At 59.5% G+C, this 14,601-nt stretch carries 13 protein-coding genes; 6 read left to right on the plus strand and 7 right to left on the minus strand.

Features of this window, described 5'->3' with window-relative positions; all coding sequences use genetic code 11:
• Positions 1 to 65: 65 nt before the first annotated feature.
• Both betB and betI read right to left on the minus strand, forming a co-directional pair.
• The gene (gene betB / locus J5276_RS10675; RefSeq protein ID WP_111803543.1) at positions 66 to 1,547 is read right to left on the minus strand and encodes a betaine-aldehyde dehydrogenase; all 1,482 of its coding nucleotides are present in this window, start codon (positions 1,545 to 1,547) and stop codon (positions 66 to 68) included.
• An 11-nt stretch (positions 1,548 to 1,558) separates the two neighbouring features.
• Entirely contained in the window at positions 1,559 to 2,179 is a 621-nt protein-coding gene (gene betI, locus J5276_RS10680) for a transcriptional regulator BetI (protein ID WP_003511878.1), read from the minus strand.
• A gap of 346 nt (positions 2,180 to 2,525) precedes the next feature.
• Here betI and J5276_RS10685 point away from each other — a divergent pair, with 346 nt between their 5' ends.
• The 3 genes from J5276_RS10685 to J5276_RS10695 all read left to right on the plus strand — a co-directional run bounded on the left by J5276_RS10685 (position 2,526) and on the right by J5276_RS10695 (position 5,852).
• Complete coding sequence (locus J5276_RS10685) at positions 2,526 to 2,765, plus strand: type II toxin-antitoxin system ParD family antitoxin (RefSeq protein WP_112155302.1); 240 nt, start codon at positions 2,526 to 2,528, stop codon at positions 2,763 to 2,765.
• A 182-nt stretch (positions 2,766 to 2,947) separates the two neighbouring features.
• Complete coding sequence (locus tag J5276_RS10690) at positions 2,948 to 4,750, plus strand: GGDEF domain-containing protein (RefSeq protein WP_112155224.1); 1,803 nt, start codon at positions 2,948 to 2,950, stop codon at positions 4,748 to 4,750.
• Positions 4,751 to 4,838: 88 nt separating this feature from the next.
• Positions 4,839 to 5,852, plus strand: a complete 1,014-nt coding sequence (locus J5276_RS10695) for an NAD(P)H-quinone oxidoreductase (protein ID WP_162632936.1) — start codon at positions 4,839 to 4,841, stop codon at positions 5,850 to 5,852.
• 563 nt (positions 5,853 to 6,415) lie between these two features.
• Here the strand turns inward: J5276_RS10695 and J5276_RS10700 are convergent.
• The 5 genes from J5276_RS10700 to J5276_RS10720 form a co-directional block, all read right to left on the minus strand.
• Complete coding sequence (locus tag J5276_RS10700; protein ID WP_003511873.1) at positions 6,416 to 7,456, minus strand: sulfate/molybdate ABC transporter ATP-binding protein; 1,041 nt, start codon at positions 7,454 to 7,456, stop codon at positions 6,416 to 6,418.
• 11 nt (positions 7,457 to 7,467) lie between these two features.
• Entirely contained in the window at positions 7,468 to 8,337 is an 870-nt protein-coding gene (gene cysW / locus J5276_RS10705) for a sulfate ABC transporter permease subunit CysW (RefSeq protein ID WP_112155223.1), read from the minus strand.
• Positions 8,330 to 9,187 carry a sulfate ABC transporter permease subunit CysT gene (cysT, locus tag J5276_RS10710; RefSeq protein ID WP_025592705.1) on the minus strand — a complete coding sequence of 286 codons (858 nt, stop codon included), beginning with the start codon at positions 9,185 to 9,187 and terminating at the stop codon, positions 8,330 to 8,332. Before cysT ends, cysW begins: the two co-directional genes overlap by 8 nt.
• A 201-nt stretch (positions 9,188 to 9,388) precedes the next feature.
• Positions 9,389 to 10,414: a sulfate ABC transporter substrate-binding protein gene (locus tag J5276_RS10715; protein ID WP_003511869.1), complete on the minus strand. Its 1,026-nt coding sequence runs from the start codon at positions 10,412 to 10,414 to the stop codon at positions 9,389 to 9,391.
• Positions 10,415 to 10,659: 245 nt separating this feature from the next.
• Complete coding sequence (locus J5276_RS10720) at positions 10,660 to 11,100, minus strand: Rrf2 family transcriptional regulator (protein WP_003511868.1); 441 nt, start codon at positions 11,098 to 11,100, stop codon at positions 10,660 to 10,662.
• A gap of 204 nt (positions 11,101 to 11,304) precedes the next feature.
• Here J5276_RS10720 and J5276_RS10725 point away from each other — a divergent pair, with 204 nt between their 5' ends.
• From J5276_RS10725 to cysN, 3 genes are read left to right on the plus strand one after another with little or no spacing between them, the layout of a single operon-like run.
• Positions 11,305 to 12,087 (plus strand): phosphoadenylyl-sulfate reductase, encoded by a 783-nt coding sequence (locus J5276_RS10725; protein ID WP_013635643.1) that lies wholly within the window; start codon positions 11,305 to 11,307, stop codon positions 12,085 to 12,087.
• Positions 12,088 to 12,114: 27 nt separating this feature from the next.
• Positions 12,115 to 13,068 (plus strand): sulfate adenylyltransferase subunit CysD, encoded by a 954-nt coding sequence (cysD, locus tag J5276_RS10730; RefSeq protein ID WP_065661277.1) that lies wholly within the window; start codon positions 12,115 to 12,117, stop codon positions 13,066 to 13,068.
• A complete protein-coding gene (gene cysN / locus J5276_RS10735) occupies positions 13,068 to 14,549 on the plus strand; it encodes a sulfate adenylyltransferase subunit CysN (RefSeq protein ID WP_003511861.1) in 1,482 nt (493 codons plus the stop codon). Before cysD ends, cysN begins: the two co-directional genes overlap by 1 nt.
• The last annotated feature ends 52 nt before the right edge of the window (positions 14,550 to 14,601 follow it).

Below are 14,601 nucleotides of genomic sequence, written 5' to 3' on the forward strand. Positions count from 1 at the left end.
GCTCTCTCTTCAATGAGCGTTGGTTCCGATTAACGGGCTGAGGGTGGGGTCCCCCCCACCAAATCTCAATAAGGCGCGTCCACCTTGCCCGTGCTCACATAAACCGTCTTCAGCTCGCTATAATGATCCAGCGCCGCCGCCGAATTCTCGCGCCCGAAACCAGACTGCTTGGAGCCGCCGAATGGGATTTCCACCGGGCAGAGATTGTAGGTGTTGATCCACAGCGTGCCCGCCTCCAGCTGGTCGACCACGCGATGAGCGCGGGCCAGATCGGCGGTGAAGACGCCGCCGGCAAGGCCGAATTCGGTGGCGTTGGCGCGGGCGAGAACCTCATCCTCATCATCGAAATCCAGCACGCACATGACCGGGCCGAAGATTTCCTCGCGCGCGATAGTCATGTCATCGGTCACATCTGCAAACACGGTCGGCTGCACATAGGCGCCCTCGCCTGCAACATTGTTGGGAATGCCGCCGCCGGTTACCAGCGTCGCACCCTCCGCCTTGCCCTTTTCGATATAGCCAAGCACCTTTTCCTGCTGGGCTTTGGAGACCAGCGGGCCGAGATGGGTGGCGTAATCCAGGGGGTCGCCGAGGATCATCGCCTCGATGCGGCGCTTCAGGTTTTCGAGGAAGCGGTCCTTTGCCTTTTTCTGCACGAAAACGCGGGTACCGTTGGAGCAGACCTGACCGGAAGAATAGAAATTGCCGAGCATCGCGCCGCCGACAGCGCTTTCGATATCGGCATCGTCAAACACGATCAGCGGCGATTTGCCACCGAGTTCCATCGTCACATGCTTGAGATGCCCGGCGGCGGCGGCCGCCACCTTACGGCCGGTGGGCACCGAGCCGGTGAGCGAGACCTTGGCGACATCCGGGTGGTTGACCAGAAGCGGGCCGGTATCGCGATCACCCTGAATGACGTTGAACAGGCCCTTGGGCAGCCCTGCCTCGATCAGGATTTCGGCAATCTTCAGAGCGCCGAGCGGGGTGTTTTCCGAGGGCTTGAAGACCATGGCGTTGCCGGCAACGAGCGCCGGGGCCGCCTTCCAGCAGGCGATCTGCTGTGGATAGTTCCATGCGCCGATGCCGACACACACGCCGAGCGGCACGCGCTTGGTATAGGCGAAATCGCCGCCGAGCGGGATGTAGTTGCCGTTCAGCGCGGAAGGCGCGATACCGCCGAAAAATTCGAAGGCATCGGCACCCGAGGTCGGATCGGCGACGATGGTTTCCTGGATCGGCTTGCCGGTATCCAGCGTTTCGAGCGTGGAGAGCGCCTCGTTGCGTTCACGCATGATATCGGCGGCGCGTTTCAATATACGCCCGCGCGCCATGGGGCTCATTGCCGCCCATTCCTTCTGGGCGCGTTTGGCCGATGCAATGGCGCGCTCGACAATCGCGGGCGTTGCCGCATGCAGCTTTGCAATGACTTCGCCGGTGGCCGGAAAGACGCTTTCGAAAAGCGTGCCGGCATTGTCTTCGACATAGTCGCCATCAATGAAATGCGAGGCTTTGGGCTGCGCCCTGAGAGACGTCGCGATAGTCATGTCGAATACTCCTAGAGAATGCGGACGGACGGCTTCGGGCGCTGTCCATCAGGATATGGTTTGAGCTGCAAGTCGAAATAGTCTTCGACAAGGGCCGGCGCTGAGGCGAGCCCAAGCGGGGCCGAACGCAGGCTGTGCCTGATATACAGCCCGTCGATAAGGGCTGCCGCCCCTTCCGCAATGCGCGCGGCGTCATCGGGTGGACATAGCCGGTTCAGGCTTGCCATGAGGTTCGAGCGCAGGCGACGGGAATAGAGCACCAGCAGGCGGCGCGTTTCTTCCGAGCGCTGCGCCTCCACATAAAAGGCAAGCCATGCCGCCACCGTCTCGGGCGTGAACTGGTCGCTCTGGAAAGAGACGTGAACGATGGCGCTCAGCCGTTCGCGCGGGCCATTGGCGCGGGTCAGCGCCGCCACCGCATCGCGCCTCAGATCCCGCAGCAGGCTGCGGATGGTTTCCAGAAGAAGCTGCTGCTTGCTGCCGAAATAATGATGCGCAAGCGCCGGCGATACGCCCGCTTCCCGGGCAATATCCGACATTGTCACATTCAGCGAACCATGGTGGCCTATGGTGCGTAACGCCGCATCCACAAGCGCCTTGCGGCGCAAAGGCTCCATTCCGATCTTGGGCATAAGGGTCTCCTTGATGGCGGGCAAAATATTCTTGATTGATCAATCAATCAATAAAAAACGCGCCATTTCATGTCGCTGATTTGCCATGGGTCAAAGAAAACCGGGCAAGGCCGGATAAGACTAGCCGCTCCCATGCTGAGGAGCCGCTCACAGGGGAAAAACTAAACCGTGATATACTGCAAATTGGGAATGGAACACGTTTCGTGCTAATATGCAGAGTGATACAAATTTCGCTGGAAGCGGCGCCAGACGAAAACTGAAAAAACGCCCGCAAGACCGCGATCCCAATCAGGTCCCGGCACGGACCGGAGATGCCTTCGCAACGGTTGAACAAGGGAGTGATATCATGCCAATGGTGACAGTATCGATTTCCCCGGAACAGGCAGCAAGAATGCGCGAGGCCGTGAATAGCGGCGCCTACGCATCCGGCAGCGAGGTCGTAAGGGCCGCGCTGAGACTATGGGCGGCCTCTGCTGCCGCAACCGGCGCAGATACAGAGGCTGCAGCACCTGTCGAGGCGGATCGTGAACGCCTGAATGTTGCGGAACTTTACGCCGCTCACACCGGCCGTGTGCGCCGGGCCTGAGGGCCTGCCGGATACCCCTGGCTATTGAGGGGCCCGTGACAAAACCTTCATTAAAGCTTCACAGTCGTGAAAGCTTTTGTTGACCTGTAATCTGCGATTGTCTGCTGAAAAGAGACAAGTTCCCGTGTGTGCATTTGACTTGTCATGCCACCAACGGGAACTGGCAATAGCGGAGAACAGAAATGCCGGCCGTAACGCTGGAGAACGATGTCATAAGGCGGTTTGCCTCCGGGCACATGTTTCCCATGGCGAAGCTTGTGCTTGAAACCGCGTTTCAGCCGATCGTCGAGGCGACGACGGGCACGATTTTCGGGTATGAATCACTGATGCGCGGCCATGACCGGCTTGGGTTTTCCAATCCGCTCGCGCTTCTCGACCAGGCTGCCGAGGATGGCGAGCTGAAGGCCTTCGAGCAGATGCTGGCAAGCCGGGCGCTCGCTAAATTCTCCACCCTGGCGGATTTTTCCACCACCACCCTGTTCCTCAATCTCGATGTAAGGCTTATCCCGCACGGGGACGCCATTCTTGACAAGCTCGTTGGCCATCTGGCGCGGGCGGGCATTCCGGCCTCCTCCATCTGCTTTGAACTTTCCGAACGTTTCGACAATACCAGCGTGCCGGAGTTCAAGGCGCTGATCGCCCGCATGCGCAAGGAAGGTTTCAAGCTGGCGATCGACGATTTCGGCGCCGGTCACGGCGAGATGAAGCTTTTATGCGACTATCCGCTTGATTACCTGAAGATCGACCGGCATTTCATCAGCGGTGTCGATCATCTTCCGCGCAAGCAGCATCTCGTGCGCAACATCGTCAACATCGCTCATGTTCTCGGCGTCCGGGTCATTGCGGAAGGCATCGAAACCGAAGCGGAATTTCTCACCTGCCGCGAATATGGCGTCGATCTGGTGCAGGGCTGGCTGATCGCCAGGCCGACGGTTTTCACCAGCGAACTTCCCGAGAGCTTTCCGCACCTCAACCGCGTGGGCATGGCGCGGCGCAACAGCCAGTCGCTGGACGAAATCCTCATCCGTCGCGAAATAGAGCGTCTTCCCACCGTCTATGAGCATGACAGCGTCGACAGCGTCTTCGAATTGTTCCGCAGAAACCCGCAGCAGGCGTTTTTCCCGGTGCTCAACGCCAATGGCGAACCGCGCGGCGTCATCAACGAATATCACCTCAAGGAATACATCTACCGACCTTTCGGGCGCGATCTCCTCAAGAACAAGATCTACGAGCGCACCATTTCCCACTTCGTCGATCCTGCGCCGATCGTGGGTCTCGACGCCGATGCCGATCAACTGATGAACATGTTCGCCAGCATGGGCGGCAGCGCCTGCATCATCCTGACCGAAAACATGCGTTACGCCGGCATCGTCTCAGCCGCATCACTCATCAAGGTCATCAATGAAAAACAGCTCAAGATGGCGCAGGACCAGAACCCGCTGACGGCGCTACCGGGCAACCGCGCCATCGGCGGCTTCATCGCCGACAGCTGCGGCGATGGCGATGAGACCCGTTTCTTCTGCTATTGCGATTTCGACAATTTCAAACCTTTCAACGATAAATACGGCTTCAATGCCGGCGACCACGCCATCACCCTGTTTTCCGCACTGATGCGTCGCTACTTTTTCGCCGGCGACTGCTTTCTCGGCCATATCGGCGGCGACGACTTCTTCGTCGGCGTGCGTGACTGGGCGGTGGAGGAACTGACGGAAATCCTCGAGCGGCTGCTGAGCGATTTTCACGGTGAAGTGGCCGAACTCTATTCGCCAGAGGACCGTCAGGCTGGTCGCATGGTCGGGCTGGACCGTCGCGGCAATGAGCGGGATTTTGCCCTGCTGCGTTGCTCCATCGGCGTTCTCACATTGCCAAAAGGTTTGATCATCGCCAATCCCGAGCGCATCGGCAGCGAGATCGCCGGCATCAAGACAGCCGCGAAAGAAAACGAAGGCGGCCTCGTCATCCGGGTGTTCGGGGAGACAAAATGACATCAGCGACAAAGGGCCTCCTTCCCTAAGCGGTACATCTGTCCTAAATCTTCAGGTAACGCCGACAAATGAGGAATTGCCCCTGGCCATGCCCGAAAATGTGACCCTGCCCGAAAAAATGCGCTTCATCGACCTTCCCTCCCATGGTGGCCCGGAGGTGATGCAGCTTTCGCAAGCACCTTTGCCAACCCCCGCCAGAGGCGAAATCCTGGTGAGGGTCGAGGCGGCCGGCGTCAACCGCCCCGATGTCGCGCAGAGGCAGGGCGCCTATCCGCCACCGAAGGACGCAAGCCCGATCCTCGGCCTCGAAATTGCCGGAGAAGTGGTGGCGCTCGGCGAAGGCGTCAGCGAATTCAAACCTGGCGACAAGGTCTGCGCGCTCGCCAATGGCGGCGGTTATGCGCAATATTGCACCGTGCCGGCCGGTCAGGCCCTGCCCTTCCCCAAGGGGTACGACGCCGTCAAGGCCGCCGCGCTGCCGGAAACCTTCTTCACCGTCTGGGCCAACCTCTTCCAGATGGCGGGCCTGACCGAAGGCGAAAGCGTGCTCATCCACGGCGGCACCAGCGGTATCGGCACAACCGCCATCCAGCTCGCCAAAGCCTTCGGCGCTGATGTCTATGCGACGGCGGGTTCTGCGGAAAAATGCGAGGCCTGCGTCAAGCTTGGTGCCAAACGGGCCATCAATTACCGCGACGAGGATTTCACCGCCGTCATCAAGGCCGAAACCGATGGCAAGGGTGTCGATGTGGTTCTCGACATGATCGGTGCGGCCTATTTCGAAAAGAACATTGCCGCACTCGCCAAGGATGGCTGTCTGTCCATCATCGCCTTTCTGGGCGGCGCCGTGGCTGAAAAGGTTGATCTGCGGCCAATCATGGTCAAACGCCTGACCGTCACCGGCTCCACCATGCGGCCACGTACCGCTGACGAGAAACGCGCCATCCGTGATGAGCTTATCGAACAGGTCTGGCCACTCATCGAAAGCGGCAAGGTTACGCCTGTCATCAACAAGGTCTTCACGCTGGACGAAGTTGTGGAGGCCCACCGGCTGATGGAAACCAGCAATCATATCGGCAAGATCGTGATGCGGGTGTCCTGATCAGACCTCTTGCATTAATGACGAATCGTACTACCTTCTAGTTATGTTCAACGTATCGGAAGGAGGTGATCCAATGTCTAATGAGATTTCGGTCTCTGGTGCAGGCAATGGAAAGGGTGGGTTTTCGACGGGGCAGCCCTCGGCGTAAAAACCTCTTGCCTTCGGAACGTTGAGAAACAGTCCCGGGTCTGTAAACAGGACCAAGCTCATGGAAGGGTCGCCTCTGGCGACCCTTTTCCGTTTCTGGGGTGATTGGCGCGTTTACCCGGTTCCCTCATCTCTGTGCTTGTCACAGAGATCCAGCCAGACCAAGTCTTTGGGCTGAATGGAGTTTCACCGCCGCGCAGACGCGCGCCGGCTGGCAACCTGTGACGATCACAGGAATGACGGTGTGTACGCTAGCGTTGCAGACATCTTATACATCCGTCGGACGCGCGTCTGCGCGGCGGAAAGGTTCTTTTCAACCCACGGAGTTGGGTTGGCTGGATACCGGCTCAAGGCCGGTATGACGGGGAACTCAGGATAGGCGCAACCGCCAGCTGCCAATCGCAGCCGCATCTCCCCTACTTCTTGCCAAACACCTTCCACCGGGTCGGACGAAACCGCAGTTCGGCACCTACCGCCACGGCGGCGTTGAGCGGCACCTCGATTTCGAGGTGATAGGGGTCATGGCCGTTATTGGCGATGTCGATTTCGGCGATGCGGGTGCCGGCGAGGCGGCGACAGGTGGTAACCTTGCCGTAAAGCGCGTTTTTCTCGTCGGTCAACACCACATCTTCCGGACGGAAGAACAGCTCGCCCTCACCTGCGCCATTTTCGGCGACGCCGATGCTCTCGCCCTGAAACACCACCTGGCCGTCGCGGATCGTCACCGGCAGGCTGGAGGATTCGCCGATGAAGGAGAAGACGAACGGGGAATTGGGCGTGTCGTAGACGTCATCCGCCGTGCCGACCTGTTCGATCTTGCCCTGGCTCATGACGACGACGCGGTCGGCCAGTTCCAGTGCTTCTTCCTGATCGTGGGTAACGAAGACGGTGGTGTGGCCCGTGCGGTCGTGGAATTCGCGCAGCCAGCGGCGCAGTTCCTTGCGCACCTTGGCATCGAGTGCGCCGAAGGGTTCGTCAAGCAGCAGCACCTTCGGCTCGATGGCAACTGCGCGAGCCAGCGCCACGCGCTGGCGCTGGCCGCCGGAAAGCTGGGTCGGGTAGCGCTTTTCGAGGCCGGTCAGATGCACCATGTCCAGAAGCTCCGAAACTCGCCTGCGGATTTCCGCCTTCGGCGGGCGGGAGGCGGAAGGGCGCACCTTCAGGCCGAAGGCGATGTTGTCGGCAACTGTCATGTGGCGGAACAGGGCGTAGTGCTGAAACACAAAACCGACATTGCGCTCCTGCACCGAGCGGTGCGAGGCATCCTCATCGCCGAAGAAGATGCGGCCTTGGGTCGGCTGCTCCAGGCCGGCGATGAGGCGCAGCAGCGTCGTCTTGCCGGAACCGGAGGGACCGAGCAGCGCGATCAGCTCGCCGGAACGAATGTCGAGCGACACGTCGTTCAGCGCCGGAAAGCGATCAAACTGCTTGGTGATGCCGGAAACTTTCACTTCCATGAATATGCCTTTCAATGCTTGCCGGCTGCGTTGCCCGCGCCAAAGCGTATTTCGAGAATGGTTTTGAGAACGAGCGTCACGAGCGCCAGACCAGCCAGCAGCGTCGCCACCGCGAAGGCCGCGCCGATATTGTACTCATTATAGAGTATCTCGACATGCAGCGGCATGGTGTTGGTCTCGCCGCGAATATGGCCTGATACGACAGAGACGGCGCCGAACTCGCCCATGGCGCGGGCGTTGCAGAGCAGCACCCCGTAGAGCAGTCCCCATTTGATATTCGGCAGCGTGACATACCAGAAGGTCTGCCAGCCGGTTGCGCCAAGCGAGATCGCCGCCTCCTCATCGCCATTGCCCTGCTCCTGCATCAGCGGGATCAGTTCACGCGCGACGAAGGGAAAGGTGACGAAGATGGTGGCAAGCACGATGCCCGGAACAGCAAAGAGGATTTCGATGCCGTAACTTTTCAGCCATGGCCCGAGCACGCTGTGCGAAGAGAACAGGATGACATAGACCAGACCCGATATGACCGGCGAGATCGAGAACGGCAGGTCGATCAGCGTTATCAGGAATGCCTTGCCCTTGAACTCGAATTTCGCAATCGCCCAGGCGGCGGCGACACCGAAGATAAGGTTGAGCGGCACCGAAATGGCGGCGACAAGCAGTGTCAGACGGATGGCGGAGAGTGCATCCGGCTCGACGATCGCTTCCCAGAAGGCATCGGCGCCTTTGCGAAATGCCTCGAAGAACACCGATACCAGCGGCAGCACGAGGAAAGCCGCAAGGAATAGGAAGGCAATGGCAATCAGCACCAGCCGGACAGGCAGGCTCTCGCTGGCGGGATCGCGGAACGGTCGGGACGAGGTGCGGGAAGCATCAGACATAACCGTACCTCTTGCGGCTCCAGGCCTGAATGAGATTGATGAGGAACAGCATGGCGAAGGAAATGATCAGCATGATGGTGGCGATGGCCGTCGCGCCCGCATAATTGAACTCCTCCAGCCGTATGACGATGAGGAGCGGTGCGATTTCCGAGACGTAAGGAATATTGCCGGCGATGAAGATGACCGAACCGTACTCTCCGATACCACGCGCGAAGGCGAGTGCGAAGCCCGTCAGGATGGCGGGCGTGAGGCTTGGCAGCAGCACCCGGCTGATGGTCTGGAAACGGTTGGCGCCGAGCGTTGCCGCCACCTCCTCCACCTGCCGGTCTATTTCTTCCATGACCGGCTGCACGGTGCGGACCACGAATGGCAGGCCGATGAAGATCAGCGCGATGACGATACCGGTCGGCGTAAAAGCGATCTTGATGCCGAAGGGTTCGAACAGCGAGCCAACCCAGCCGCGATTGGCATAAAGCGTGGTGAGCGCGATGCCGGCAACCGCCGTCGGCAGGGCAAAGGGCAGATCCACGATGGCATCAACGAAACGCCGGCCGGGGAAACGATACCGCGTGAGAACCCAGGCGACGATGACGCCAAAAACAGCGTTCACCAGTGCGGCGATGAAGGCGGTGCCGAAACTGACGCGCAGCGCATTCAGCGTACGGCTATCGACAGCGATCGCAATAAAATCTGCAAAACCAAGTTTCGCCGTGGACCAGATGAGGCCGCCGAGCGGAATAAGAATGATGAGAAACAGATAGACGACCGTATAACCGAACGTCAGGCCGAAGCCGGGTATCACGCTCGATTGACGCCACTTCCACCTGTTTCCGGATGTATTATTGCTCATCAACGCTCCGGATAATCTTTAGTTTGGCACATTTCAGGACAGAAAACCGGGGTCCACTTTTCCTGGAAATGCTCTCTGGGAGCCGGTGTTCCCCGGCCTTGTTATAAAGGATCGACCGGCACGGTGTCCGGTCGATCGATTTGTCGTTTTTCAAGTTCCCTTAAGCGGGGTGGGCGGATTTGTCTTCAGCCCATCATCCGCTTACTTGGCGGGCTTGTAAATCTGGTCGAAGATGCCGCCGTCACCGAAATGTTCAGGCTGCGCCTTGGCCCAACCGCCAAACTGCGGATCGTCGATGGTGACGAGCTTGATGTCGGGCAGCTGCTTCAGCAGATCCTTGGAGACAACCGCGGGGTTCGAAGGACGATAGAAGTGCTTCGCCGCAATGTTCTGACCTTCGTCGGAATAGAGATATTGCAGATAGGCTTCCGCCGCCTTGCGGGTGCCCTTGGCGTCGACGTTCGCGTCAACCACGGCGACCGGCGGCTCGGCGAGGATCGAGATCGGCGGCACGATGATGTCGAAGGCATCCGCGCCGAATTCCTGACCGGCCAGATAGGCTTCGTTTTCCCAAGCCAGCAGCACGTCGCCGATCTGGCGCTGCGCAAATGTGACCGTGGAGCCGCGGGCACCGGTATCGAGCACCGGAGCGCGCTTGTAGAGTTCGCCGACATAGGCCTTGATCTTGTCCTGATCGCCCTTGAACTCTTCATTCGCCCATGCCCAGGCGGCAAGGTAATTCCAGCGTGCGCCACCTGATGTCTTGGGGTTCGGGGTAACGATCTGCACGTCGCCCTTTACCAGATCGCCCCAGTTATGGATGCCCTTCGGGTTGCCCTTGCGGACGAGGAACACGATGGTGGAGGTGTAGGGCGAGGAATTATGCGGCAGGCGGCCGCGCCAATCCTTGTTGATCTTGCCGGAATTCTGGACGATGGCATCGATATCGCTCTGCAGCGCCAGCGTCACCACATCGGCTTCCAGACCGTCGATGACCGAGCGAGCCTGCTTGCCGGAGCCGCCATGCGACTGCTGGATCGTGACATCCTCACCGGTATCGGCCTTCCACTTCTTGGCGAAGGCTTCGTTGAAATCCTTGTAGAGTTCGCGGGTCGGATCATAGGACACGTTAAGCAGCTTGGTCTGCGCGGCAGCCGAGCCGACACCTCCCAGAGCCAGCGATAGACCGAGAGCGAAAACGCTCAAACCGGACAGAAGCTTGGACATCGGTATTCCCTCCTGATGAAGATGGCTTAACTCTACTGGACCGGTAGAGTTGGTCAATGAGGCCGAATACGATCGAAAAAGTGTTTCCCGAGAGCGTTTCCACGGGCAACAAATACAGCGCAGCATAGGCGAAAGGCGCAACAAGCGTCGTGTAAAACTTTGCTGAATGCAAAACCGTTTCACATTTTTGACGATTTTTTGGCGTTACGGCGAAAAATATTCAGGTGTTTTAGACGATTTTTTCGTCAGGCCGTCAAAAGTTCGGGCACTTCCACACCTGAAACGGCATCCGCAACGGTGGTGTTGAAAAGGATATTGCGGGTCGCATCGGCCACGCGGGCGAAGACGTGGCGTATTTCGCACTGCTTTTCGCCATCGCAATCCTCGCACCGGCGATAGGCGGTCTGCGACAGGCAGGGCAAGGGAGCCAGCGGCCCGTCGATGAGGCGCAGCACCTCGCCGAAGGTGATATCGGCAGCCGGGCGCGCCAGCAAATAACCGCCCTGCTTGCCGCGCCTGCTTTCGACGATGCGTTCCTTCTTCATTTCGAGAAGGATCTGTTCAAGGAATTTTTTCGGAATGGCCTGTTCGCGGGCAATATCGGAAATTTGCACAGGACAGCCGCCGTCGGCCTTTGCCAGCGAAAGAAGCGCCCTCAGCGCATATTTTGCCTTCTGCGAAATCATCGTGAAACCAGTAGAACACAAGCCCGGATACCCGGCAATTCCGGCTTAGCGCAGAAGTTGTCACAATTCAAATCCAAGCTGCAAAGAAGGTGAACGGGCATCTTTTGCTCATAGATCGTGCGCGTGAGGCATTTTTGCTCTGAAGTGCAGCGCACAAAGACTGTCATTTCTGTTCCAGAGGCCCGATTTCAACAATAATCGGCCATGGAAATCCCGGACGTGACAATGACGATCAATTCAGCAAATGCCTCTGCCGATACCGCATCCCTCGACGCCACGCTTGCCGGGCTCGATCTTGCGGGACGACTTTCCTTTATCGCCGGTCTTGGCGGCCGTGCGGTCTTCACCACCAGCCTCGGCATCGAGGACCAGGTCATCACGGCGGCCATCGGCACCCACCGGTTGCCGATCGACGTCGTGACGCTGGAAACCGGCCGGCTCTTCAAGGAAACCGTCGATCTCATCGAGGAAACCGAGGAACGCTTCGGCATCGACATCCGTCGCTTTCGGCCCGAACAGGACGATATCGACGCCTATGCCGAAAAATACGGCCTCAACGGTTTTTACGAAAGCATCGAGGCCCGTCACGCCTGCTGTCATGTCAGAAAGCTGATCCCGCTCGGCAAGGCGCTGGAAGGTGCCACCTTCTGGATCACCGGGCTCCGCCGCGGCCAGTCGGGCAATCGTGCGACCACACCTTTTGCCGAGTTCGACGCCGAGCGTAATCTGATCAAGGTCAATGCCTTGGCGGACTGGGACATCGACCAGATCAAGGCCTATGTCGCTTCTGAAAACATTCCCGTCAATCCGTTGCATGCGCGTGGTTACCCCTCCATCGGCTGCGAGCCGTGTACACGCGCTATCAAGCCCGGCGAGCCTGAGCGCGCCGGACGATGGTGGTGGGAAAACGACGAGAAGCGCGAATGCGGTCTTCACGTCGCCGGTGCGGACCAGACATCCGCCATTTCCGCCATCCCACAACGATAATCATTCAGACCAGTTCCGGAGTTTAAAATGTCCAACGCAGTCCACGAGACGGACAGCAAGAATACTGTCGCATCCAAGCCGCCGCTCGATCCGCATCTGAAGGCGCTTGAAAACGAAGCCATTCATATCTTCCGCGAAGTCGCCGCCGAATTCGACAATCCCGTGATGCTCTATTCCATCGGCAAGGATTCGTCCGTGCTGCTGCATTTGGCGCGCAAGGCATTCTTCCCAGGCCGCGTGCCCTTCCCGCTGCTGCACGTCAATACGGGCTGGAAATTCAAGGAAATGATCGAATTCCGCGACAAGATCGTCAAGGAATATGACCTCGATCTCATCTCCTACACAAACCCGCGCGGCGCGAGCGAAAACGTGACGCCCTTCACCCACGGTTCGGCGCTCTACACCGACATCATGAAGACGGAAGCCCTGCGCCAGGCGCTAGACGCCGGTCAGTTCGATGCCGCCTTCGGCGGTGCGCGCCGCGACGAGGAAGCAAGCCGCGCCAAGGAGCGCATCTATTCCTTCCGCACGCCGGACCACAAATGGGACCCGCGCAACCAGCGCCCTGAGCTGTGGAACATCTATAACGGCATGGTCCGCAAGGGCGAAAGCGTGCGCGCCTTCCCGCTCTCCAACTGGACCGAAGTCGATATCTGGCGTTACATCGAGGCGGAAAACATTCCGCTCGTGCCGCTCTATTACGCCGCCGAGCGCCCCTATATCGAGCGTGACGGCATGATGATCCTTGCCGAAGACGAGCGGCTGGAGCTGCTGCCCGGCGAAGAGATCAAGCACGGCTCGATCCGCTTCCGCACGCTCGGCTGCTTCCCGCTGACCGGCGCGATCCACTCCGAGGCGGCGACGCTTCAGGAGGTCATCGCAGAGCTGGAAATCGCCACCGTTTCCGAGCGGCAGGGCCGCGCCATCGATCGAGACCAGTCCGGCTCGATGGAGAAGAAGAAGCGCGAGGGCTATTTCTGATGACCGCCGCTGCTACCAACACCGCCTCCACGGCCACCATTCTGCCCTTTGCAGAACATTCGAAGGCGACGCGTGATACGCGCCCGCTTCGTCTCATCACCTGCGGCAGCGTGGATGATGGCAAATCGACCCTGATCGGCCGTCTCCTGTGGGACACCAAGGCCGTCAAGGAAGATCAGGCCGCCACCCTGCACCGCGATAGCGGCAAGCAGAACGATCTCGGCCTGCCAGATTTCGCGCTGCTGCTCGACGGTTTGCAGGCAGAGCGCGAACAGGGCATCACCATCGATGTCGCTTATCGCTATTTCTCAACCGACCGGCGCGCCTTCATCGTGGCCGACACGCCCGGCCATGAGCAATATACCCGTAACATGGCGACCGGCGCTTCCACGGCCGATCTCGCCGTACTTTTGGTCGATGCGCGCACCGGCATTCTGGAACAGACACGCCGACACGCCACCATCGCGGCACTGATGGGCATCCGGCAATTCGTGCTGGCCATCAACAAGATCGACCTGACGAATTACGACAAGGCAGGTTTTGAACTGATCGCCCACGAATTCCGCGATTTCGCCTCCGACCTCGGCATCAAGCAGATCACAGCCATTCCAATGTCGGCGCTGAAGGGCGAAAACGTCGTACTATCAGGCAAGGCCTCCATGCCCTGGTATGAAGGCCCGACGCTGGTCGAAACGCTGGAGCTTGCCACGGTGCGCTCGGCGCAATCGGGTGGTTTCCGCTTCCCCGTACAGCGCGTGTCGCGCCCCGGCGAAAGTTTCCGCGGTTATCAGGGCACGGTTGCCGGCGGCTCGGTCAAGCCGGGCGACAGCGTTGTCGTGCTGCCGTCAGGCATGGTCGCGAATGTCAAGCAGATCGTCACTTTCGATCTGGTGCGTAACGCCGCCGTTGCTGGTGACGCGGTCACGCTCGTTCTCGACCGTCAGGTGGACGTCTCGCGCGGCGACATGATCGTGTCCATCGAGGCACAACCGCAGACAGGGCTTGCCTTCGACGCGCAGATCGTGGCGTTGCAGCCGGGTGGCATCGAGGCCGGCAAACGTTACTGGCTGAAAAGCGGCAGCCGCCGCCAGCGCGTCAGCGTGCAGCCGGTCAGCCAGCTCAACCTGAAAGAAGGCGAATGGCAGGCGCACGAGACATCGCTGCCGATGAACGCCATCGGCAAGGTGCGGCTCTCCTTCGACGAGACGGCGATCTTCGATGCCTATGAGCAGAACCGGGCAACGGGCTCTTTCATCCTGATCGACCCCGACACCAACAACACGGTGGCGGGTGGCATGATTGCCGGCAAACGCAGCGTTGGCGCGACGGAAGAACAGGGTGACCGTGTCATTCTCTCCCTGCCCGCCCATCTTGCCGAGAAGCTTCTGGCAAGCGAACTGCTGGCCAAGCACCGCGACGAGATCGACATCCGCCGCACGGATGGCGCGACAGCCTCACGGCTGATCAGCGATCTGGACTGACAGACACGCACGCACAACAAAAAGGCGACCGTCCAAGCGGTCGCCTTTTTTG

It is taken from the genome of Agrobacterium sp. S7/73, assembly GCF_019355535.1.
GTDB classification, from domain to species: domain Bacteria; phylum Pseudomonadota; class Alphaproteobacteria; order Rhizobiales; family Rhizobiaceae; genus Agrobacterium; species Agrobacterium tumefaciens.

Coding starts and splice junctions, on each gene's coding strand:
- cysW (WP_112155223.1), bottom strand. CDS start 8,337: ATGTCTGATGCTTCCCGCACCTCGTCCCGACCGTTCCGCGATCCCGCC.
- J5276_RS10725 (WP_013635643.1), top strand. CDS start 11,305: ATGGAAATCCCGGACGTGACAATGACGATCAATTCAGCAAATGCCTCT.
- J5276_RS10690 (WP_112155224.1), top strand. CDS start 2,948: ATGCCGGCCGTAACGCTGGAGAACGATGTCATAAGGCGGTTTGCCTCC.
- J5276_RS10720 (WP_003511868.1), bottom strand. CDS start 11,100: ATGATTTCGCAGAAGGCAAAATATGCGCTGAGGGCGCTTCTTTCGCTG.
- cysT (WP_025592705.1), bottom strand. CDS start 9,187: ATGAGCAATAATACATCCGGAAACAGGTGGAAGTGGCGTCAATCGAGC.
- J5276_RS10685 (WP_112155302.1), top strand. CDS start 2,526: ATGCCAATGGTGACAGTATCGATTTCCCCGGAACAGGCAGCAAGAATG.
- cysD (WP_065661277.1), top strand. CDS start 12,115: ATGTCCAACGCAGTCCACGAGACGGACAGCAAGAATACTGTCGCATCC.
- betB (WP_111803543.1), bottom strand. CDS start 1,547: ATGACTATCGCGACGTCTCTCAGGGCGCAGCCCAAAGCCTCGCATTTC.
- betI (WP_003511878.1), bottom strand. CDS start 2,179: ATGCCCAAGATCGGAATGGAGCCTTTGCGCCGCAAGGCGCTTGTGGAT.
- J5276_RS10695 (WP_162632936.1), top strand. CDS start 4,839: ATGCCCGAAAATGTGACCCTGCCCGAAAAAATGCGCTTCATCGACCTT.
- cysN (WP_003511861.1), top strand. CDS start 13,068: ATGACCGCCGCTGCTACCAACACCGCCTCCACGGCCACCATTCTGCCC.
- J5276_RS10715 (WP_003511869.1), bottom strand. CDS start 10,414: ATGTCCAAGCTTCTGTCCGGTTTGAGCGTTTTCGCTCTCGGTCTATCG.
- J5276_RS10700 (WP_003511873.1), bottom strand. CDS start 7,456: ATGGAAGTGAAAGTTTCCGGCATCACCAAGCAGTTTGATCGCTTTCCG.